Below are 20,871 nucleotides of genomic sequence, written 5' to 3'. Positions count from 1 at the left end.
GCTCAAAAAAGCCGGTTGATCCCGTTGAGAGCCGCGACCCGATAGGCCTCCGCCATGGTCGGGTAATTGAATGTGGTCTCAATGAAGTAATCGATCGTGTTCTGACGCCCGGGTTGATTCATGATCGCTTGACCAATGTGCACGATCTCCGATGCGTTGGCGCCAAAGCAATGGACCCCCAGGATCTCTTTGGTCTCCCGATGGAACAACAATTTCAGCATCCCGGTGGTTTCACCCGTGATCTGAGCACGGGCCAGCGAACGGAACTGAGCCTGGCCGACCTCATAAGGCACACACTGATCGGTCAACTCACGTTCCGTCGCACCAACCGAGCTGATTTCAGGACTCGTGTAGATTCCCGTGGGAATGTCATTGAGCCGTAGGTTGCCGTCAGCCCGACCCAACATATGCATCCCCGCAGCCCGACCCTGCGTGTAAGCCGCACTGGCAAGCGACGGAATTCCGATCACATCACCCACCGCATAGACGTGCGGCAAACAAGTTTGAAAATGCTCGTCGACCACAATTTGGCCGCGGCTGTTGGCCTCGATCGGAAGGCTGTTCAACCCCAGATCATCCGTGTTCCCCTGCCGACCATTGGCCCACAGGAATACGTCGGTCTTGAGAACCTTGCCACTTTTGAGACGCAAAATCACGCCGTCATCCAGCCCCTCGATGCTCTCCATCGTCTCGTTGTGACGAATGATCACTCCCTGGTCACGCAAGTGATACGACAACGCATCAATGATCTCATCGTCCAAGAACTCGAGCAGTTTTTCGCGCGTGTTGATCAAGTTGACCTTGATCCCCAAGTTGCGAAACATTGAGGCGTATTCCGTCCCGATCACACCAGCGCCATAAACGGTGATCGAACCGGGTTTGTCCTTCATCTCCAAAATCGTGTCGCTGTCGAAGATTCTGGGATGCGAAAAGTCGACCCCTTTGGGACGGTAAGGCCGTGATCCGGTCGAGATCACAAACGCTCCGGCAGTGATCACCTCGCCATTGTCGATGGTGATCGTGTGCTCATCGACAAAGCGTGCTTGCCCACGATAAATCGGAACCGCATTGCGATCGTAAAACGATTGCCGCATCGAAACTTGCCGGCCAATGATGGCTTGAGTGCCACGATTGAGTTGTTCCATGCTGGGGCTGGCGGCGAATCCCATTTCGCGCATCACGGGATTCTTCAATGACTTCATCGTACTCGTCACGGCGTACCGCAACGCTTTGCTGGGGATCGTGCCCCAGTGAGTGCAGCCACCACCGATTTGCCGGTATCGCTCGGCGACGCCAACCCGCAAACCACCCTTGGAGGCTTGCATCGCGGCACCTTCCCCCCCCGGGCCGGTACCAATCACGAATAAATCGAAATCAAATTTGTCGCGAGCTGGCTTGGCGGCCGGCTTCGTCTCTTGGGCGGGCAGATTGACGTCCGGCGTTTCGGGGGGCGACGCCGCCCCGTTTGCCGAGGAGGATTCGGTCGCTGATGACATGCCTCGTTCCCTGAAAATGCAATGAATTGCGAGTCAATTGAGCGTCGGCCGCCTCACCGAACGCTTCGTGTCTCGACGTGATTGGGTACCACGGACCGTCGAATTCTGTTCGAATCATGGCTCGAAAGATTCCGTCACCCCGTCGAATAAGTCTTGTTTGTACGATGTTGATTGCTTGCGTCCAGACCGGTGTCCATTTTGCTTCCGTCGATCAAAACGTTGACGACGTCTGTCAAAAGATCAATCGCCTTGGCAAACAAGGCGTCCAGCTCGCGGTTTTCCCCGAGTGCACGCTGACCGGTTACGGCTACGAAAGTCGTGAAGAAGCGCTCGACGCCGCTCCCACGATCGACTCCGCCGCTATCACGACTCTTGTCGAAGCCTGCCAAGTCAACCAATTAACGATCACAATCGGGACGTTGCTTCGGAAAGATCGCGACGAACTGCACAACTCGGCGCTGATGATCGATGGATCTGGGCTGGTCGGTCGCTACAACAAAGTCCACCTGCCGCATCTGGGGGTGGACCGGTTCGTTGATCGTGGCCAAGCCTGCGACCAAATCTTGACAACGCAATCAGGTTGCAAAGTGGGGCTGGGGATCTGCTACGACAGTTCCTTTCCCGAACCGATGCGGGCGCTGGGACTGGCTGGTGCCGACATCATTGCACTCGGCACCAACTGGCCCGTGGCGGCGTCTCGAACGGCCGAGATCGTTCCGCCTGCTCGCAGCATGGAAAATCACCTGTTCTTCGTCGCCGCCAACCGCATTGGAACCGAGCGAGGATTTGAATACTGCGGCATGAGTTCCATCTGTGGGCCCGATGGCGTCGAATTGGCTCGTGCCAAGGGCGCCGAGGAAACCGAACTGATTGTCGATGTCGACCTGGAACAAGCCCGCAACAAACGGATCGAGCGAACGCCCGGAAAACATGTCATCGATCGCTTTGCCGATCGTCGTCCGGAAATGTATTCGCGTTTGGCAGATCCGATTGTCACGCCTCCCGACGAGTGCTGAGTCACAGCTTGGAATGAGGGGTGATGAGTTTGGCCATTCGGCGATCGCCCCGGCTGATTGCGATGAAACCGTGGCTAGCGGCCAAGACGGCCAACCAGACGACGAAGCTGTGACGCGGCACTTGCTGTTGAAACAACCACCGCCGGTGAAACCAACCACTCATCAGTTGCGCGGCTACGGTCGGGACAAGTAGATCGCTTCGCCAGTGAATCGTTTCCGAAGGTCTTCATCGCTCCAAGAAACCTTGCCCACCGCGGGATCGCCGATCAGCCAGCGTCCGCTGTCGGTTTGACCCAGCACCGTCACGACATGCCCGACGGTGACGTTGCCGACGAAGCCTGTGTCCTGCAGATCGTCACCACTCAATCCAAACCGAACCAATGCCACGTTGGGCAACTGGCCCCGCTGATGCCACTTGCTGGGATCTCGCGATGCAACCTTGGCCTTGAGATTGTGCTCGTGAGCCACCGTCGACAACCCTCGATAAAGCCCCAACGGGGCGGTCCCCAGCGAACTGCTCAAACAAGCTGAAGCGAGGTCTCGTTCACTGGCCGAGATCCCCGATGTGCCCAACAAGGTGACAGCAGCGGCGGGCGCGCAGCTGGCTGAGTTGGACTGCATGTAAACCCCATCTTGCCACTGCGCCATCCATTGCGGCTCACGAGGTTGATCCCAGTCCAACGGGAACAGCACCGGGCGAGCGATCGGCGTAATCACAAAGGAAACCGCCAAAGTCATCAGAATTCCCGCGACCGCCGGCCGAAATCGACGACGCAAATCGACGGCATGTCCCGCCATCCCGGCCGAAAAAGCCAACACAACGGGCGTCACGTTGGACCAGTACAGGGCCGCCGATGACGTGATGGCCTCGGCCCAAATCAGACGGCCGAAGAAACTCCAAGCAAATAGAAACGAAATTCCGATCAGCCCCACAAACACCCAGCGATCCGAGGACGTTCGAGAGCGGCATCCCAAGCGGTAAGCCCCCAAGGTCAGCAGCGTCACCACGACCACAGCCAAGGCCAGTTCGAGATCGGGGCGAGCGAATTCAAGGTCCATGCAGGAACCTCCATCAACAGACAACGGGGACTTAACCAACTTTCGGCAGGATTAACGTTAGCAATCAAATACATTCAATACAAATGCTAATTTCACCCCATCTTCATCATTCTCCCCTTCAAAATGCGTTTTGAATGATCGACACCGCCTGCATTCGTGCCCCTTCCCTAAAAACCCCCCTGTTTGATCTGTCTTCCGCCAGGTGCAGTGAAGAGGCATTGGGTGTGCCAGCGTTATCTTTCCAGCGCTACTTTTTAGAGTCGCCCATCCATTTTTGATCGAAAGTCCGATAGGCTTCCCCGTTTCCCCACCCGTTTGCTCGCGCCGTCACCCTTCGCATGAACTCTGCTGCCGATCTTGCACGCCCTCATGATCAAATCCGCCCCGTCGAAATCGAATGCGGTTACTTGGAATCCAACCCCGCCAGCGTCCTCTACAAAAGCGGCAAAACGATCGTGCTGTGCACCGCTTCGGTCGAAACAAACGTTCCACCGTGGATGGAAGGCCGAGGAAAAGGGTGGGTCACAGCGGAATACAACATGCTGCCCGGTAGCACGAGCCCGCGAAAACGTCGCGATCGCAGCGGCAAAGTGGATGGCCGCACCACCGAAATCCAGCGTCTGATCGGCCGCAGCTTGCGAGCCATCGTCGATCTTCATGCTTTGGGCGAACGATCCATCACGGTTGACTGCGATGTTTTGCAAGCCGATGGCGGCACTCGCACCGCGTCGATCACCGGCGGTTACATCGCGTTGTCGCTGGCGGTGTCTCAGTTGGCATCCAATCCAGAACTGGACCCTGCCGTGGACCCTGCGGCCGTCCTTCGCGATTCCGTCGCGGCAATCAGCGTGGGTGTGATCGGCGAGGACGTTGTCCTGGACCTGGATTACAAACTGGACTCCGCTGCTGATGTGGACATGAATGTGATCATGACCGGGTCAGGGCGTTTCATTGAGTTGCAGGGCACCGGCGAAGAAGCGACATTTGATGACGCTCAGCTGGCCGAACTGTTGCGGTTGGGCAAAATGGGCATCGCCGATTTGACTCAACTGCAGGCGGCTCAACTTCGCAGCTCGTGATTGCAACGCAAGGACACGAGCCTTCTGTCATCATGGGCTCCAGTCGTTCCGTCAGCGCGACGGCTGCCTTGTGCAACTCGACAACTTTGTCCAACTTGAAACACTGCCACCGTGACCTTTGATCACCGGCGGTGCGAGCGAGAGGATCGCCATCCACTTGTAACCGAAGGCAATCCAATCGCGTGCCATCATCCTTCCTTTTGCCAGGACAGTGAATGTCTTCTAACGCTAACAAACCCATGCGAGCCGCCATTTTGGGCGTCGGATTCATGGGCTGGATTCACACGCTCGCCTACCAACGAAGCCAAACCGCTGAATTAGTCGGTTTCGCCAGCCGAGATGCCAAGAAGCGCAGCGGCGATTGGCGAGGTATCCAGGGCAACTTCGGTCCCCCAGGCGAACAAATCGATGTTTCAGGGATGAACGTCAGCGAAAACCTGGACGGGCTGTTGTCGGACGATTCCATCGACCTGATCGATGTGTGCTTGCCACCTCATTTGCACGTCGACGCGATCCAACAAATCCTGGCGTCAGGCAAGAAGGTCCTGTGCGAAAAGCCGCTGGCACTGAGTGCTGACGCCGCCCGCTCGTTGCTGGAGACAGCGGCCCCGGGCCAACTGATGGTCGCACACATCTTGCCATTCATGCCGGCCTATCGTTTCCTGGTCGAAGCTCAGTCAGACGGCCGTTTTGGTCGCCCCATCACCGGTCGATTCTCGCGAACCATCAGTCCGCCGGATTGGATCCCTGACTTCTACGATCCCGAGCGTGTCGGCGGTCCACTGATTGACCTGCAAGTTCACGATGCCCACTTGGCTCGCGTGTTGTTTGGCATGCCCACCGCAGCCCACTGCGTCAGCCACAAACAACAAGGTGTTCCCAAGCGATATGAAACCGTCCTGGACTACGGATCACCAGCTGGTCCCGATGAATTGGTCCCCGTTGTGAGCCTGGCCGGTGGCGTCATTGATTCGCCAGCCCGCGGATTCACGCACGGCTACGAGGTGTCATTCGAACAGGCCACCGTCCGATTCGAGTTCGCAGCGTACAACGATGATTCCACCGACACGATTGCCTTGACGGTGATGCACAACGACGGGCGTTTGGAACGGCCTGATCTGGGTGAACAAGATCCAATCGATGGTTTCGTCAGTGAGATGGATGCGGTTGCCCAGGTGGTTGCCGGCGGCCCCATGCATCCGGTGCTCGACGCGCAACTCGCGACCGATGCCTTGGCGATTTGCGAGATGCAAATGACGAGTCCTCGTCGATGAGCGATGTCCAACGATTGGCCGACCAACTCGTCGCGCATCTGAACGAGATCGGCGATTTGGTGGTGGCATTTTCCGGCGGAGTTGACAGCAGCGTCGTGGCCGCGGCTGCCTATCAATCGGATTGCGAAGTCCTCGCCGTCACCGCTGAATCCCCAGCCGTGGCGGAGTGGCAACTCGACTGGGCACGCCGCATTGCGGAGCAGATTGGAATCCCGCACCAATTTGTTTCCACCGATGAATCGGATCGCGCGGACTACCGACGCAACCACTCGGATCGTTGCTTCTATTGCAAACAAACCCTGTATGAATTCCTGACCCCCATTGCGGAACAACGCGGCGCAACCATCGTGTCCGGCACCAATGCCGATGACCTTGGAGACCACCGGCCAGGGATCGTCGCGGGAACCCAGGCACGTGTCCGAACCCCGCTTGCCGATCGAAAGCTCGGCAAGGCAGCGGTCCGCCAACTGGCCGCTCATTTTGGGCTCGAAAACGCGGCTCTCCCCGCCTCGCCTTGCCTGGCCAGCCGGATTGCCTATCAGGTGGAAGTCACGCCTGAAAGATTGAAACGCATCGAAACCGCCGAAGCCTGGCTCCGCAAACGCGGTGTTTCAGACTGTCGGGTGCGATTGCACGCTGACGAGTTGGCGCGGATTGAAGTCCCCCGCCAAGAGTTGCCTCAGGTACTGCTCTGGACGCAAACCGACGAGCTGGTTGAATCTTTCATTACAATGGGGTTTCGATATGTCACCATGGAACTGGGTGGCCTGTCCAGCGGGAGCCAGAACCGTGGGTTGTCCACACCAGAATTGGTGCAACTTTCCCCTGCTCAAATTCTTCGCCAGTCCGATTCCCCCTCGCCTCACTCCACCGTGAGTGACGAGTCATTCTCAAACAGCACAAAGGCACGTTCGTGAGCGATTTAGTTGGCTGTCGCGTGGGTGACTACCAGGTCTTGCGCCGCTTGGGCAGCGGAGGCATGGCCGATGTGTATGCAGCCAAACATTTGAAATTGCGGCGTGATGCGGCCTTGAAAGTGCTGCGTCGCACACCACAAACCAGCCAAGAAGATCTGAGACGCTTTGAACGCGAGGCACAAGCCGCCGCTTGTTTGAATCACCCCAGCATTGTGCAGGTCTATGAGATCGGCGATCACCAAGGCACGCACTTCATCGCTCAAGAATTGATCGATGGCTCCAACCTGAAACAGTGCCTGCAACAATCCGGTCAATTCACAGCGAAAGAAGGGATTGAGATCCTCCGCTGCGTGACAGAAGCCTTGGTGGTGGCTCACTCGGCAGGAGTCACCCATCGCGATATCAAACCCGAAAACATCATGCGATCGGGCGAGGGTGCGATCAAAGTCACGGACTTCGGTTTGGCTCGCGTGCTGTCCAACACAGATGCCAGCGCGGTGGATCTGACCCGGGCTGGATTGACGCTCGGGACACCTCGCTACATGAGCCCCGAACAAATCCAAGGGCACAAAGTCGACGGAAGAAGCGATCTGTATTCGCTCGGCGTGACGCTTTACCACCTGTTGGCCGGCCAACCACCATTTGACGCAGAAGAACCGCTGGCGCTCGCGGTCAAGCACCTCCACGAGATGCCGCAACCGCTTGATCACACTCGTGGATCCGCCGACCTCCCGCCGTGGTTGGTCGCGACGATCATGCGTTTGCTTCGCAAAACGCCCGACGAACGCTTTGCTTCCGCGATGGAATTGTTGGACGTCATTCGGGCCAACGTGGCACCATCAGAATCCAGTCTCAAGGCGATCCCAGCGAGCAACGGCTCCGGGTCCTCCACAACCCTGGAATCGGGGCGTTCCTCCGCAGCGGTCAACTACCTCGGATCCACCTCCGCCACCATTCAGTTGCAACGTGTCACCGACGCAATTGCCGATGACCGACGATACGATTTCATGCGCTGGGTCGGCGTGATCGGCTTGGCACTCCTCGCCGCGCTGGCGGGCTGGGGAATCTCCAATCTCACCAAAGCTCCCTCGGTCTCTCAATCGATTGGGGCCCCCTTGGTCGCCCGTGCGTCCACCATCCAAGACCAGTACTGGCAAGCGATCTCGCTCAATAGCGTGCCCGCTTGGAAGGCGGTGGCAGAGTACTTCCCGAAGGATGACATCGATTCCAAAGAAGAAATCTATCATCTCAAAGCGGCGCTTCAGCTGACCCGTTTGCTGATGGATGAGAACCGTTGGCGAGAAGCTTCAGAAGCACTTGCCAGCGTCGAGCAATCGGGCAACACGTCACGACTGTACCGTGCCCTGGCATTGGTCATGCGATATCAAATTCAAATGGAAATCGGTGCGCGACGCGAAGCCAGCCAAACCAAAACCAATCTTCGCAATCTGGTCGAAGAACTGAAGAACGATCAATCCGCAGCGCTGGAAACTTTCCGGGCACTCGTCCCTTTGTCCGAGCGATTGGAATTAGGACTCGACGAACCCGCCGTGATCGACGGACCGAGCCCTCGCCGCCCTGTCTAAGCAGGTCGGCAGGAATGATCGGGCATCATCATGTGAGCCGTTTGGGCGTTGGCCTGGACTGTACGTGGGAGCAACAACGCTTACCGAAACAGTCCAAATGCCGAAAGACTCCTGCCGACCTGCTTAAAAGTAGTTCCGAGCGAACGCTTGCCTGACAACGGAAAGCTCCGCAATCAAAACCGTCAGTCCAGGTTCAATTCGTCCAGGACATCGGAGATCAATTCGGCATCGACCCGGCACATGGATTTCAGATCGGCATTGAGCAGCAAGCCATGCCCATCCGCCACGTAATCCAACAAAGTCTCGCCATCGACGATGAAACCGCCGACTTCGTCATCGCCAAACAGATCGGCCCGCAACTCCACGAATTCCGCAGCCTGGGCTTGCCCTGTGAACGCCACCAGATACGGCGTTCCCTCTAACTCAGCCGTCAGGGCCCCCAATTCGTCCGACGGATCCTCTTCGCGAAGATGAATCAAGACGTAGGAGTGAGCCATCAGGCAATCCGCCAAACACGCAGCATCACGCTGCTCAATGGCAGTTCGGCATTCGTTCGTATCGAGATCGGGATCCGCAGGCATGGTGGTAAGATAACGAACCTGGCGACTTTACAGAATCAGGGCCCCTCAGAAATCGCCATTTTGTTGATGGCTGCTTTTTCCGGCTTTTTTTGCACCCCCGGCAGGAGAGTGCATTTTTCTCACAACATTGGGATCCTACCTGCGATCGTTCAGGGAGTATCATGAGCGGACTCTCTGCCACAATTGCGTGATAGTGAAGAATTTGGGTGGGTTGCGGTCGTCCGCCTCCACCCGTCATCCATGTTGCAAATGATTTGCCATGATTCTTGAATTGCTTTCCCCAACGCTGGACTTTCGCGAAGCCAGCCGCGTGGTTTTAGAACATCTGCAGTCAACCACCGGGTTGGCCCTGTGGATGATCACACGCACCGAGGACGAGGCCTGGATCGTGCTCGATCGCGCGGATCCAAATCACGTGTATGCCGTGGACTCCGGCGACATGATTCAGTGGTCCGATTCTTTTTGTCAGCACATGATTGAGGGAACCGCACCTCAGATCGCTCGGCACGCCCAGCAGATCCCGAAGTTTGCCGGATCGACGATTTCAAAAAAGCTTCGCATTGGGTCCTACGCTGGCGTTCCGATTCTGGATCGAGATGGCGAACTCTTCGGCACGCTGTGTGGCATCGATCCGGAAATCCAGCCCGAAGAATTTGAATCCCATCTGCCCCTGATTCAACTGCTCGCCCGGTTGCTCGGTGGCTTCCTTTCGATGGAATTGCAGTTGCAAGCATTGCAGCGAAAAAGTGATCGCTCATCGCTGCATCAAATGGTGGATCCAACCACCACCTATTTCAATCGAGAAGGCTGGAGTCGCCTCATTCAAAGAGAACGCGAACGTGCCAATCGCCTGGGACGCCCCTCCAATGTCCTGCAAGTGGACATCCAACTCACCGCTCAGACGGATTTGTCGCAGGTCGTCGCGGCGCTCAAAGACGAATTTGGCTCGGACCATTTGATCGGGCACATCGCCGCCGACCAGTTTCAAATTTTGCTGGAAGACCACGAGATGTCATTGGTGATCCAACGAGGGCGATCGATTCAGGACCGCTTGGCAATCCGCGGTATCACATCCGATTGCGAAGCCTTCAATCTCAAGGTTGCTGAGACCGCCAAGGTCTAGCAGGTCAGCAGCAGTCCCCCGACAGAAGAGCTGCGTTGGCATTCGCCACACATCCCGATTCCAACCAAGGCATTCAGACAACACCTCTTCGACACCACGCTGGCATGCCCGCCAAGAACTCGGTCCCTATAGCAAACCGTTTTCTTCCAACCGGACCACCAAACGAACAATCTCAACCGGACGGGTGAACTGAAGACGCTCCAGAATCTTGGCTCGTCTCACCTCAACGGAGCGACGGGTGAGACCGACCACGGTGGCAATTTCGCTGGTTGTGTCCCCCATCGCGATGGCCTCGCAAATCTGCCGATCGACGGAGTCAAATTGCTGGAACACCAACAGCGATTCGCTCAAGGATGGCCCTTCCTCCGCCGCGTCGGTCTTCAACAGCGCAACCGGCCGGATCAACATCGCACAGATCGCACCGGCACCCAGATTGAGATCGAGTCGTATGCTGGACACATCCCACAGGCATCTTCGGTCGCGATCATCTTCTGCTTGGAAGGAGTAGTCCAAATCAGTCGCGCCCGACGAGACAAGCTCGCTTCCAAGCCCCAGCATCTGGACAATCGCCGCGGGAAGACTATCAGGCAAGAACTCCATGGCACGGAATTCAACCTCCACAAACAGATCTTCGAGTGTTTGATTCCAGGCGACCAACCGGCAACCTTGATCCAGTATCAAAACCCCTGACTCAAGACGCAATTCTGTGAGCGAGACACGAAAGGATTGAAGCGGAACCTTCGTCCAATCAACTGCGGAGTCGCCGCCCGACAATCCAGCGCTCGAACAGGTGCTGAACTGAGTGCTCAACCATCGATCCACCCCCAGCCGATCTTCGGCGAATGGGCGGCGGTATGCGATGCGATGCATTGCGGTGACTAGTTGCTGGACCATGCCAAGCCTCGCCCCCCATGGGGAGAAAAACACCGCGGAAGAATCCAATCAGTTCAGATTCGCTCAAGGCGGTCACGAGCTGGCGACTCCCCAGGGTAGCTGTCTGGTAACACCTCTGAAAGGCCATCCGACAGCTGAACTGGTGCGTTCAGAATTTCAGGACATTCAATTTGAAGAAGACCATGGAATCAATGAGCCCTCATGTCATCTTTTTGACCAGATACGAAGAAGTGGTGGCCTGTGGAGACTGCCAATGGGGCACAATGCAGTCCCCACAGAACCACCTTCCAAAGAGGCTCAACATCGCGGGGCAAGCGATGTCAAGCCAAACTTTGATTCGCATATGCGAACAGAAGGAGCATCGGATATGTGAATATGCGCAATGAAGGAACAAATGACAAGCCCGATATTCCCCCCATGGCACCTAAACAAACGATCAGCGAGCCCCCCCCTCTCCGGTCGCGGGAGCTGGAAAACAGGCCTGCAACTGCGAACAGACACACCCTCTTTGAAAAACAGGACGCCCGTAACCAAGACTACTGGCAAACCACACGCCTGTATCGGTCCCCATCAGTAGCACTTCGTCTGCCTGATGGAGGTCGAGAGGCATCAAAGGTGCCTCCTGGCAGGTGATCCCCATCCTAGCCGCCTGCTGACGGAGATAATGCATTGTCACCCCTTTGAGCACAGATTTTTGTGGTGGGAAGACCAGATGCCCGTCTTCTACAATCGCTACATTCGCCACATTCGACTCAGTCACGCTGCCATCGGCATCCAACAGCACCCCGGTCGCCGCCGGATTTTGCCGCTTGGCTTCCAGGTCGGCCAGGTAATAGTGCAAACGATTTCGTACTTTCGCATGCCGCGGCCAGGACTCGTTGGGCGGCTGAACCACTTCCGTGATGACCACGGGCTGGCCATGAAGTTGGCGATCGGTGACCGCGCGGTGATCGATCGGATTGAGATGGACCGCCCAGGTCGGGCCCGATGGACGACTGCCACCGGTCACCCAGATGGTCATGCCCACATCCATTTGCTGAACCAGTTCCGCATTCTGCCGCAGGCATTCCGCGATCAGTTCGCGGAGTGTTTCCGTGGACGGTCCGCCAGCGATTTTGATCAGCCGAAGCGTTTCGGATAGACGTTGCAGATGCAACTCAGGACAGAACACCACTCCGCCATAAGTCCGAAGTCGCTCCACCGCCGTCACTCCCTGACGAAAGCCGAGATCGTCGATGGGCAATGAGATTTCATGGAATGACCGCCACCCGCAGACGTCTCTGGCGGGACAGCAAAAGTAGGCCTGGTGGCCTGAAAACAGATCCTGAGTTCCCGAGACGATCGGCCCCGCGTTCAAGTGGACGCAACCACGTTGGTGGACTCGGAAGCATTCGCCGAAACCGCCTTGCGTTCCTTGGCTTCTCTCGCCCGCGCCCAGAGCGCCGCAATTTCAGAGACCAGCGATTCCGCGGAGGTTTGGTGATAGATCGACTCCGCTGGCAAACCTTCCGTGAGCCGACGGTGAGCTTTGCCGAGGTTGTGATACGGAAGTCTTGGGAACAAGTGATGCAAAGCGTGATAGCGGGTGCCGATTGGCCCCCACAATTCGCTCGCCCAGGCGTGCTTGGGGTAATTCACCGAATCCAGCAACTGCTCTGAAAAACTCATTTCGCCGCCGTCATTGGTCCACCGATGGGCACCGAGCGTGCGGACTTCGTTGAGCACCAAGATGCCCACTCCCACGGCATAGGCAATCAACCAAAACGGATCCAGCCATTGATCGCGAAGAATGCCACCACGAATCAAAAACCAAACGCACCAGGCAAAGCACAATGCTTCCTGCAGCAACACGATTCGCATCACTTTGGGCGAAGCATCAGGCCGCTCATAAAATGGATCAACGACCATCGTCGACAGGTGTCTGTGAACGATCGGCCGCAACCGAGGCACGACCCAGCACATGGGGCTGATCACCGCGAAACGAAAGATGGCCAACAGCGGCAGAACCAATGCTTGCCCGATGAAAACAGCAATCAGCCAGGGACCGCGGTTGCTCAACGGCAAGTACTCGCCGTCATGCTCCGTCCCGTAGTGCTTCCGCCGGTGATGGTCGACGTGCGGGTAATAGAGAAACGAGGGCACAAAGAAAAAGATCCCACACAGAGCATTCCAGGCGACCCGAAACGCGGTGAAGCCTTTCTCCGGCAGGTGCACCAGTTCGTGAATGAACATCAGTGCCCGCATGTAGAGAATCAGGGTCAGCACATAGCAAACAGCCATCCCCGCCCAGACCTGCGGCGTGAATCCATAAAACCAAGGCAACAAAAAGATGCCGTGCAGGAACACGTGGCCCACCAAAATCGAGCCCAAAAAGTCCACCCAGTAGATGGCTTGATTGGGCCGCTGCAAGTCTCCGATGAGAGCGCGAGCCTCTGAAAAACGGAATGCATCGCAGGAGGCGTCTGGACTGGAACTGCTCATTTCACTTTGGGAAATTGAGGGTGTGAACGAGTCATCGCTTGTAAGGTAAGATCAGAATTAGTTAATCAAGCAGCAAAATGCAATTCAGATTTGCCGTTCCGCCCCACCGAATGGCAGGGGCCGCGACACAATGTCTCTCACCCAGACGTATTGAAGGCTGAATCGGGACTTTCCCCCATCCTCTCTGCCGGATCGCACAGGCCCCGCCGAACCCCACAGGACCCGAGAACTTTGACACCCGCGGCAAACCAATCGACCGAGCCCCACGTTGTCGTTGTGGGTGCCGGAGCCGCGGGGATGATGGCGGCAGCGGAAGCTGCCCGCTCGGGTGCTCGCGTCACCGTCCTGGAAAAGAACACCAAAACAGGCGTCAAAATCCTGATGTCCGGTGGCACGCGCTGCAACATCACGCACGACACAGACGCCAAAGGAATCACCCAAGCCTTCGGGCACGCGAAACGTTTCTTGCAGCCGAGCATTGGCAAATTCGGCCCCTCCGAGGTGATCGAGATGTTTCACGGTCTCGGTGTGGCCACCAAACGCGAAGAGACCGGCAAAATTTTTCCGGTCAGCAACCGAGCGGTGGACGTTCGAGACGCGCTGCATCAATCCATGCTGGACGCGGGCGCCCGATTGGAACTCCGCTGCTCCGTCCAACGCATCCAGCCACCTTCGGGGGACCAACACAGATGGTGCGTTGCCACCGAATCGGACGGGAACGCTCAAGAATTCCAGGCCGACCGTGTCATCGTGACCTCCGGAGGCAAGAGCTGGCCCGGCTGCGGCACCACAGGCGACGGATACGACTGGTTGCGAGCCCTGGGGCACACCATCGTGGCTCCACGCCCCGCATTGGTTCCACTGGTTGGCGGCAACGAAGCGACGCACGCACTCTCCGGCCTCACCCTGCCAGACGTCAATGTCTCGGTCTTCACCCCTGACCACCGAGCGGGCAAGAAACCCAAACTGGAACGCCGATCCTCCTGGCTGTTCACCCACTTTGGATTCTCAGGCCCCGCCGCGATGGATGTCAGCGGCGTCATGACCGCCTACGACCGAATTCAAGACTCCACGATGCGTCTGGATCTCACGCCTCAAACTAGCGAAGCGGAAATTCGGGAGATCCTGAGCAAGCGATCAGGCGATGCAGGGAAGCGAACCATTGCGACCATTCTTCAACAATGGGTGCCATCTCGATTGGCACTGGCCATATGCGAACAAAGCCATCCGGCGAATGCCCAATGCAAACTGGCGGAACTGCCCGGCAAAGAATGCAACCTCATGATCGAAAAACTCAAACGCTGGCACCTTCCCGTCAATGGAACACGTGGGTTTGCCAAAGCGGAAGTCACCGCCGGCGGTGTTCAACTCAGTGAGGTCGATCCGCGGACCATGCAAAGCCGGCTGGCGAAGGGACTCTACATCGCCGGAGAAATCCTTGACGTCGATGGCTGGATTGGCGGCTACAACTTCCAGGCAGCGTTCAGCACCGGCCGCGCCGCAGGAAGGGCTGCCGCACAATGGGACGACGCCTAGCAAGGCCTTTCATTCCTGTTGCACCTGCCCCGTCAATGCGAACGTCGCGTCTCCAAGATCAACATCGTGCCGAACACGACGAGCCCCCTTTCACATCGCAAAAACGACCATTCGTCTCCGCTCAATGCAGCGAGGTGTCCCCCACCGATTCGCCCCCAGTTCTGCCGGACACTTCTCGATCGGGTACTCTGCGGGACCGGGTGCTTTGCAGGACATTGAAAAGAACGGTCGCGTCACCAACCTGCCTCATGGTTCATTCACGGAAGCCTTCGAAACATGCCTGATTTGATCGCTCAAGGTGCCGGGGATGGATTCCGATGGCGGAAAGGCCTTCCCGATCTGATTGCCGGCGCCGAAGTCCTCTTGGGCCGACAATCATCCGGCACTCCGGAACCAATGGAGATCCAACCTTCAGCTGGCGGTGCCTCAGACACCGACTCGGCGGATCCCGATTCATCGGAACGCGAACACCTTCCCCAGCGTGATCGACGTCGAACCCGAACCATCCACTGGCAAGTCCCCTGGGACCCATCGATCTCGCGTTGTCACGCGATCTTGACTGTGCTGAGCAACGATCGCGTCCAAGTTCACCGGGACGCTCGAGCACGCAACCCTGTCTTTTTTCGAGGGCGTCCGCGAGACCGGTTCGTGGTCGTTCCGGGGGAGCACTTCGTGATCGGCGAAACCACCTTCACACTGGCTCGTCGCCCTGGATTCACCGACCAAGTCGATCAAGCCTCCCGCGACCAGTCCATCCAGGAACGGGCCGTCGATTCGTCCACGCCGCGTCCCGGGCCCCTCCCGCACGCTCAGCGCGAGGACATGAACCGCAGCGCAGAAGGTGTCACGGAAATGGCCTTCGCCTCCTCCGCTTTGCGTGAACGAGACTTCCGCGACACCCGGCGACGCATCCAGTTGTTGGCTCGCCTTCCCGACATCGTCGCCGGCAGCGTCGATGACGAGGAACTCTTGGTGCGAGTTTCGGACACTCTGTTGCGAGCGACTCCCTCTGCTTCGGCCGTTGCGATCGTCCGTGCCCAGGTCGCTGATCGAACCGGAACCGACGAACCGCTTGCCAATCAAACGGGATCCTCGGCGGCGAAACCTTCCGATATGAAAGTGTTGCATTACGATTGTCGAGAGAATGACCTGCAACAACATGCGGTCAGCTCTCGCTTGGTCACCACCGCGCTGCAGCGCCGAGAAAGCGTCCTGCATCTTTGGGAAACCGAACGCAGCGGCGGCGTCGAATTCACCGCCGCGGAAAACGTGGACTGGGCGTTCTGCGTGCCCCTGAGCAGCGAAGCTTGTGCCGGATGGGCCATCTACGTGGCGGGGTCGCGTGCACTCGGATCCAACTGGAAAGAACTCGCCGACGACTCTGCCACCCTGGCGGATCGCTTGGGCGACGACGTCAAGTTTGCCGAAGTGGTGGGGTCGCTGATCTCAGGAATTCGGCAAACCTCTCACTTCCAACAACGCCACTTGGCGATGCGTCGTTTCTTCGCTCCCGTGGTTTTGGACGCTCTCTCAGGACAGGACCCCCAGAGTTGGCTGCAACCCCGCCAATGCGAACTCTCCGTGATGTTCTGTGACCTTCGAGGTTTTTCACGCACCTCAGAAATGAAGAGCGATCAATTGCTGTTGTTGCTCGAGCAGGTCAGCGCGGCGCTCGGTGTGATGACACGTCACATCCTCGACACCGGGGGTGTGATTGGCGATTTCCATGGTGATGCCGCAATGGGATTCTGGGGCTGGCCCATTGAACTGCAGCTGCCCGAACCCCATCAAGACCTCACGGCCTCCGCACCGCTGGTCGCCAGTGTGCTCGCGGCCGCTCGTGCTGCGGCGGGAATCCGGATGGACTACGCCACCGGACAAACCGAATTCCGGTGCGGCATTGGCATCGCCTCCGGGTCCGCCGTCGCGGGGCGAATTGGAACGGTCGACCAAGTCAAAGTCACGGCCTTTGGACCGGTCGTGAACTTGGCCAGTCGTTTAGAAGGCCTGACGAAACACTTCGGGGTCGAAGTCCTGATGGACGATGTGTCCGCCAACGCGCTGCAGGCATGGCTCGACATGACCTCCACCTCGGAAGACAGCCAGAGGTTTCGACGACGCAAATTGGGACGGGTCCGAGTCGCAGGAATGAAGACCCCGGTCGACGTCTATCAATTGGTCGTCCCCAGCGGCCAGCACCAGAATTTGACAGACTCTCAAATCGACGCCTATCAAAAGGGCTGGGACGAATTTGCCAGCGGGGACTGGGATTCGGCCTACCAACGGCTCCTGGAACTTCCCGCTTGGGACCGGCCCAAAGACGTTCTCCTTCGTTTGATCCTCCAACACCATCGAATCGCCCCACCAGGCTGGGAAGGCATCCTCGACTTCCCGAAATAGTCGCCCTGCAGGGATCGTCACCGGGCGCCCAAAAGGATGGTCCATCCGGGTTGAGCAGGGGATCTGCAAGGACTCCAGGAAGACGTCGGTGATGGCGCATAAAAAAACAGCGAACCAAGGAGACTGGTTCGCTGCAAATGCAATCCGTCATTCGGATGGTGCAATGAAGGGGACTCAATTCAGTGAGTCTCAGCCCATCAATTTTTCAAGCGCGGTCAAGGCGTTCTTGGCATCCTGCACGCTGCCCATTTCTTCCACAATCTTCTTCACTTGAATCAGCGAATCCAGCGAAACTTCATTGCTGGTGGCTTTGTTGGTGCTACCGACTGGTCGGCCGCGTTTCGCACCGGTGGTCTTCTTCACGCTGGCGGCCGGCTTCTTGGCCGATTTGCGAGCGGACTTCTTCGCGGATTTGCCCATCGTGGTGGACTTCACTGTGCTAACAAAAGCAGGCGTGACAACGATTCCCTTCTTGCTCAGCTCAGCTGCAACTTCCATTGGCTTGGCGTCGGGGTTGGCACCGTAGTAATCACGAATCGATTGCGACTTGTTGGGTCCACCAGATTTTTTGGCCACGTTTAACTCCATAAGTGTGTTTCGAAAACTCTATTTCGCCACACGTTATAAAAAACGCTGTTACTGTCAATGCTTCAAAGGCAATAACTGACATAAATTAGATAACATAGTCATAGAAGAACGCTTACATACGTTCGGCAACGTCAATTCCCAACAGCGACAAACCCTTCTTAAGCACCCGACCGGTCAACACCACGAGGGCCAATCGAGTCTGCATCACAGCGGGGTCATCATTGCCAAGCACACGGCAACTTTCATTGAAAGAAGAGTAGGTCTTGGCGGTTTCAAACAAGTAATCACAAAGCGCGTTGGGGGCATAATTCAGTCGCACGAGTTCGACCGCTTCTTCAAATCGCATCAGCATCAAGGCCAGAGAACGCTCATTGGGATGCGTGAAGTTCATCGTTTGAGTGGCGCTGGCTTGCTCAATCGTTTGTTCAAATGCGGGCAGGGCTTTGCCATCCGAGGCCCGCCTTAAAATGCTTTGAGTTCGTGCGTAAGAGTACTGCACATAGGTCGCCGTGTTGCCCTCAAGAGCAACCATTTTATCGACGTCAAATTTGTAGTCACTGGTCCGATGATGTGAGAGATCAGCGTACTTGATCGCGCCAATGCCGACGATTTCGGCGATCTGCTGCTGTTCCTCTCCGCCCATTGGGGGATCCATCGTCGCCAATCGGTCCGGATTGCAAACCACTTCTTTCGCCCGATTCACGGCGTCATTCAATAAGCTTTCCAAGCCAATCAAAGATCCACTGCGAGTCTTCATGGGACGACCATCAGGCCCCAACACCGTTCCGAAATTGACATGGACCAATTGAACGCCTTCCATGCCCAGTGGTTCCGCCATGGCGAAGAACTTTCGGAAGTGTTCGCCCTGTCGTGAATCCACCACATAGAGAATCTCGTCCGGCTGGAACTCGTCACGACGGTACTGGAGAGTCGCCAAGTCCGTCGTGGCGTATAGAAATGCTCCATCGCGTTTCTGGATGATCATGGGGCTGTCAAAGCCCTCAAGGAAGACACAGATCGCCCCGTCGCTCTTGGTTGTCAAACCAAGTTTCGTCAGTTCCTCCACCACGCCTGCCAAACGGTCGTGATAGAAGCTCTCACCGAGCGTATGATCAAACTGAACGTTCAGCCGGTCGTAAATGCGGTTGATCTCGTCTTGGCAATGCGGCAAGAACTCCTTCCACAACGCCAAGTTCTCAGCGTCGCCTTCGTGCAATTTGGCCGTTTCTCGAAGGACAGCCACATCCACCTCGGAGTGCTCCGCCGCCAATTTGGACAAGTCGGGGTCGTTGTCGACCGCGGCAACTTTGTCCTGCAAGGACTTGAGTTCCGCTTCCGTGGAAGCAATTCGCCGACTCGCTGCGTCTGCGTTCTTCCGCAACTTCTTCTTGTCTTTGGGCTTCAGACTTTCATCGGATTCCGCCTGATCGGCGGCCAACTTCGCGTCCGCAGCATCCTGTTTCGCGGCAATCAACTTGTCCGCGATCGTCACCAAAGATCGTTTGGCCTTTTGATATTCAATCAGTTGATTGGTAAGCCGATAGAGCGAGGACAATTCCGGCACAGGGTTGGCCGCGACTTTTCCGGGGTCACCAAAGTGACGGTAACCATAAATGATGATGCCAAACTGGGTGCCCCAATCCCCCAAATGGTTGTCGGTGATGACCTCTTCACCATAGAACCGCAGCGTCCGGGCCAAGCAATCCCCGATCACGGTGCTGCGAATGTGCCCCACATGCATGGGTTTCGCCACATTGGGCGAGGAGAAGTCAACGACGACTTTCTTGGGGGCGGAGGTCTTGGACACGCCCACTCGATCGTCCAACAACATTTGCTGAATCGAATCAAACAGGACCGAGTCCTTCAAACGCAGGTTGATGAACCCAGGTCCGGCAACCTCAGGTTCCTCAAAGAGGTCCGTCACATTGAGATTTTGGACCAATTCCGCAGCAACGTCTCGAGACGATTTCCCCACTTTTTTCGCCAAGGGCATCGCAGCATTGGATTGGTAGTCGCCAAACTTGGGATCCGCGGCCGCGCGAATCATGCCTGCGAAATCGCCCGGGGAGTCCGTCAACGACTCGAGGGCTTGGACAAAACGAGCCTGAAGAACATTGGGTAGATGCATCGAACCTACACACCTGGAGAGGAGGTGGGGAAGAAAAAGAAATGGGACATCCAAACGCAATTCAGCGTTGGGTCAAACCAAGATCCGCCAACGGAATGGGCGTGGCATCCGCCCACAAGGACTCCAGGTCGTAGTACTCACGAGTCTCTTCATCAAACAGATGAACCACAACGCTGCCATAATCCAGCACGATCCAGCTGCTTTCCTGATAGCCCTCGATTCCTTGCCGGTGGTCACCCAACCCTTTTTCAAGCGCGTCGTCGGTCTGCTCGCTGATGGCGTGCAATTGACGGCGACTGGTTCCCGTGGCGATGACGAAGAAATCAAACTCGGCGGATTGCTCACTCACGTCCAAGACCGTCACGTCTTGACCATTGTTGTCCAACGCGACTCGAGCGGCTTCCGTCGCCAGTTTGCGCGCTTCTTCCAATCCGTGCGGCCGAATCGCCCGACTGGGATGAGCCATGGGATCAACTGATGGGGTGTCGTTGGAGGAAGAGGTCGGTTGATCAGACAAGTTCAAACAACTTTCATGCGAGTGGTGAAGGAAGAGGGTGGAGCAATCCCACGTCTTGGAATTGCCCCGTAGTGTAACGCGTTTATTTGTGGGGGGCACCCGGCAATTGCCTTTCCAACGGCTGAATCTGGCCTGATTTCCCGCTTCGGATGCGATCCATTGGTTTGGCCCAACCGCCCCCGCTGGCGACAAGTTG

The 20,871-nt window shown here is 57.0% G+C and carries 17 protein-coding genes; 8 read left to right on the top strand and 9 right to left on the bottom strand.

Annotation, left to right across the window (positions count from 1 at the left end; all coding sequences use genetic code 11):
- Nucleotides 1-2 precede the first annotated feature (2 nt).
- Nucleotides 3-1,496 (bottom strand): Si-specific NAD(P)(+) transhydrogenase, encoded by a 1,494-nt coding sequence (gene sthA, locus RISK_RS03305; RefSeq protein ID WP_047812831.1) that lies wholly within the window; start codon nt 1,494-1,496, stop codon nt 3-5.
- Nucleotides 1,497-1,660: 164 nt separating this feature from the next.
- Here sthA and RISK_RS03300 point away from each other — a divergent pair, with 164 nt between their 5' ends.
- Entirely contained in the window at nt 1,661-2,512 is an 852-nt protein-coding gene (locus tag RISK_RS03300; RefSeq protein ID WP_047812830.1) for a carbon-nitrogen hydrolase family protein, read from the top strand.
- A 174-nt stretch (nt 2,513-2,686) separates the two neighbouring features.
- On the opposite strand, the gene RISK_RS03295 is transcribed toward RISK_RS03300, so the two are convergent.
- Nucleotides 2,687-3,571 (bottom strand): cysteine peptidase family C39 domain-containing protein, encoded by an 885-nt coding sequence (locus tag RISK_RS03295; protein ID WP_047812829.1) that lies wholly within the window; start codon nt 3,569-3,571, stop codon nt 2,687-2,689.
- 338 nt (nt 3,572-3,909) lie between these two features.
- Between RISK_RS03295 and rph the strand changes: the two genes are divergently transcribed.
- The 4 genes from rph to RISK_RS03275 all read left to right on the top strand — a co-directional run bounded on the left by rph (nt 3,910) and on the right by RISK_RS03275 (nt 8,427).
- Nucleotides 3,910-4,650, top strand: coding sequence for a ribonuclease PH (gene rph / locus RISK_RS03290; RefSeq protein ID WP_047812828.1), 741 nt, complete (start codon nt 3,910-3,912; stop codon nt 4,648-4,650).
- 215 nt (nt 4,651-4,865) lie between these two features.
- Nucleotides 4,866-5,924 carry a Gfo/Idh/MocA family protein gene (locus RISK_RS03285; protein ID WP_047812827.1) on the top strand — a complete coding sequence of 353 codons (1,059 nt, stop codon included), beginning with the start codon at nt 4,866-4,868 and terminating at the stop codon, nt 5,922-5,924.
- Nucleotides 5,921-6,841: an ATP-dependent sacrificial sulfur transferase LarE gene (larE, locus tag RISK_RS03280; protein WP_047812826.1), complete on the top strand. Its 921-nt coding sequence runs from the start codon at nt 5,921-5,923 to the stop codon at nt 6,839-6,841. The genes RISK_RS03285 and larE overlap by 4 nt, the downstream gene beginning before the upstream one ends.
- Nucleotides 6,842-6,861: 20 nt before the next feature.
- Nucleotides 6,862-8,427 carry a serine/threonine-protein kinase gene (locus tag RISK_RS03275; protein WP_047812825.1) on the top strand — a complete coding sequence of 522 codons (1,566 nt, stop codon included), beginning with the start codon at nt 6,862-6,864 and terminating at the stop codon, nt 8,425-8,427.
- Between the two features lie 182 nt (nt 8,428-8,609).
- On the opposite strand, the gene RISK_RS03270 is transcribed toward RISK_RS03275, so the two are convergent.
- Nucleotides 8,610-9,008, bottom strand: coding sequence for a hypothetical protein (locus RISK_RS03270; RefSeq protein WP_047812824.1), 399 nt, complete (start codon nt 9,006-9,008; stop codon nt 8,610-8,612).
- 259 nt (nt 9,009-9,267) lie between these two features.
- Between RISK_RS03270 and RISK_RS03265 the strand changes: the two genes are divergently transcribed.
- Nucleotides 9,268-10,131 (top strand): GAF domain-containing protein, encoded by an 864-nt coding sequence (locus RISK_RS03265; protein ID WP_047812823.1) that lies wholly within the window; start codon nt 9,268-9,270, stop codon nt 10,129-10,131.
- Nucleotides 10,132-10,257: 126 nt separating this feature from the next.
- On the opposite strand, the gene RISK_RS03260 is transcribed toward RISK_RS03265, so the two are convergent.
- The 3 genes from RISK_RS03260 to RISK_RS03250 form a co-directional block, all read right to left on the bottom strand.
- Nucleotides 10,258-11,025, bottom strand: coding sequence for a helix-turn-helix transcriptional regulator (locus tag RISK_RS03260; protein ID WP_047812822.1), 768 nt, complete (start codon nt 11,023-11,025; stop codon nt 10,258-10,260).
- Nucleotides 11,026-11,461: 436 nt separating this feature from the next.
- Complete coding sequence (locus tag RISK_RS03255; RefSeq protein ID WP_236695985.1) at nt 11,462-12,268, bottom strand: aminotransferase class IV; 807 nt, start codon at nt 12,266-12,268, stop codon at nt 11,462-11,464.
- 110 nt (nt 12,269-12,378) lie between these two features.
- Nucleotides 12,379-13,506 carry a fatty acid desaturase family protein gene (locus RISK_RS03250; protein ID WP_047812820.1) on the bottom strand — a complete coding sequence of 376 codons (1,128 nt, stop codon included), beginning with the start codon at nt 13,504-13,506 and terminating at the stop codon, nt 12,379-12,381.
- Nucleotides 13,507-13,737: 231 nt separating this feature from the next.
- On the opposite strand from RISK_RS03250, the gene RISK_RS03245 reads away from it, so the two are divergent.
- Together RISK_RS03245 and RISK_RS03240 are read left to right on the top strand one after the other, a co-directional pair.
- Nucleotides 13,738-15,042, top strand: coding sequence for a BaiN/RdsA family NAD(P)/FAD-dependent oxidoreductase (locus tag RISK_RS03245; RefSeq protein ID WP_261340209.1), 1,305 nt, complete (start codon nt 13,738-13,740; stop codon nt 15,040-15,042).
- Between the two features lie 276 nt (nt 15,043-15,318).
- Nucleotides 15,319-17,442, top strand: coding sequence for an adenylate/guanylate cyclase domain-containing protein (locus RISK_RS03240; RefSeq protein WP_047812819.1), 2,124 nt, complete (start codon nt 15,319-15,321; stop codon nt 17,440-17,442).
- A gap of 189 nt (nt 17,443-17,631) precedes the next feature.
- Here the strand turns inward: RISK_RS03240 and RISK_RS03235 are convergent, their stop codons facing one another.
- The 3 genes from RISK_RS03235 to rsfS all read right to left on the bottom strand — a co-directional run bounded on the left by RISK_RS03235 (nt 17,632) and on the right by rsfS (nt 20,624).
- Entirely contained in the window at nt 17,632-18,018 is a 387-nt protein-coding gene (locus tag RISK_RS03235; protein WP_047813012.1) for a hypothetical protein, read from the bottom strand.
- 124 nt (nt 18,019-18,142) lie between these two features.
- Nucleotides 18,143-20,158 carry an arginine--tRNA ligase gene (gene argS, locus RISK_RS03230; RefSeq protein ID WP_047812818.1) on the bottom strand — a complete coding sequence of 672 codons (2,016 nt, stop codon included), beginning with the start codon at nt 20,156-20,158 and terminating at the stop codon, nt 18,143-18,145.
- A gap of 61 nt (nt 20,159-20,219) precedes the next feature.
- Nucleotides 20,220-20,624, bottom strand: coding sequence for a ribosome silencing factor (rsfS, locus tag RISK_RS03225; RefSeq protein WP_047813011.1), 405 nt, complete (start codon nt 20,622-20,624; stop codon nt 20,220-20,222).
- Nucleotides 20,625-20,871: the final 247 nt, after the last annotated feature.

Source organism: Rhodopirellula islandica, from assembly GCF_001027925.1.
Lineage (GTDB): Bacteria > Planctomycetota > Planctomycetia > Pirellulales > Pirellulaceae > Rhodopirellula > Rhodopirellula islandica.
This window is presented reverse-complemented; position numbering and strand designations above follow the sequence as displayed.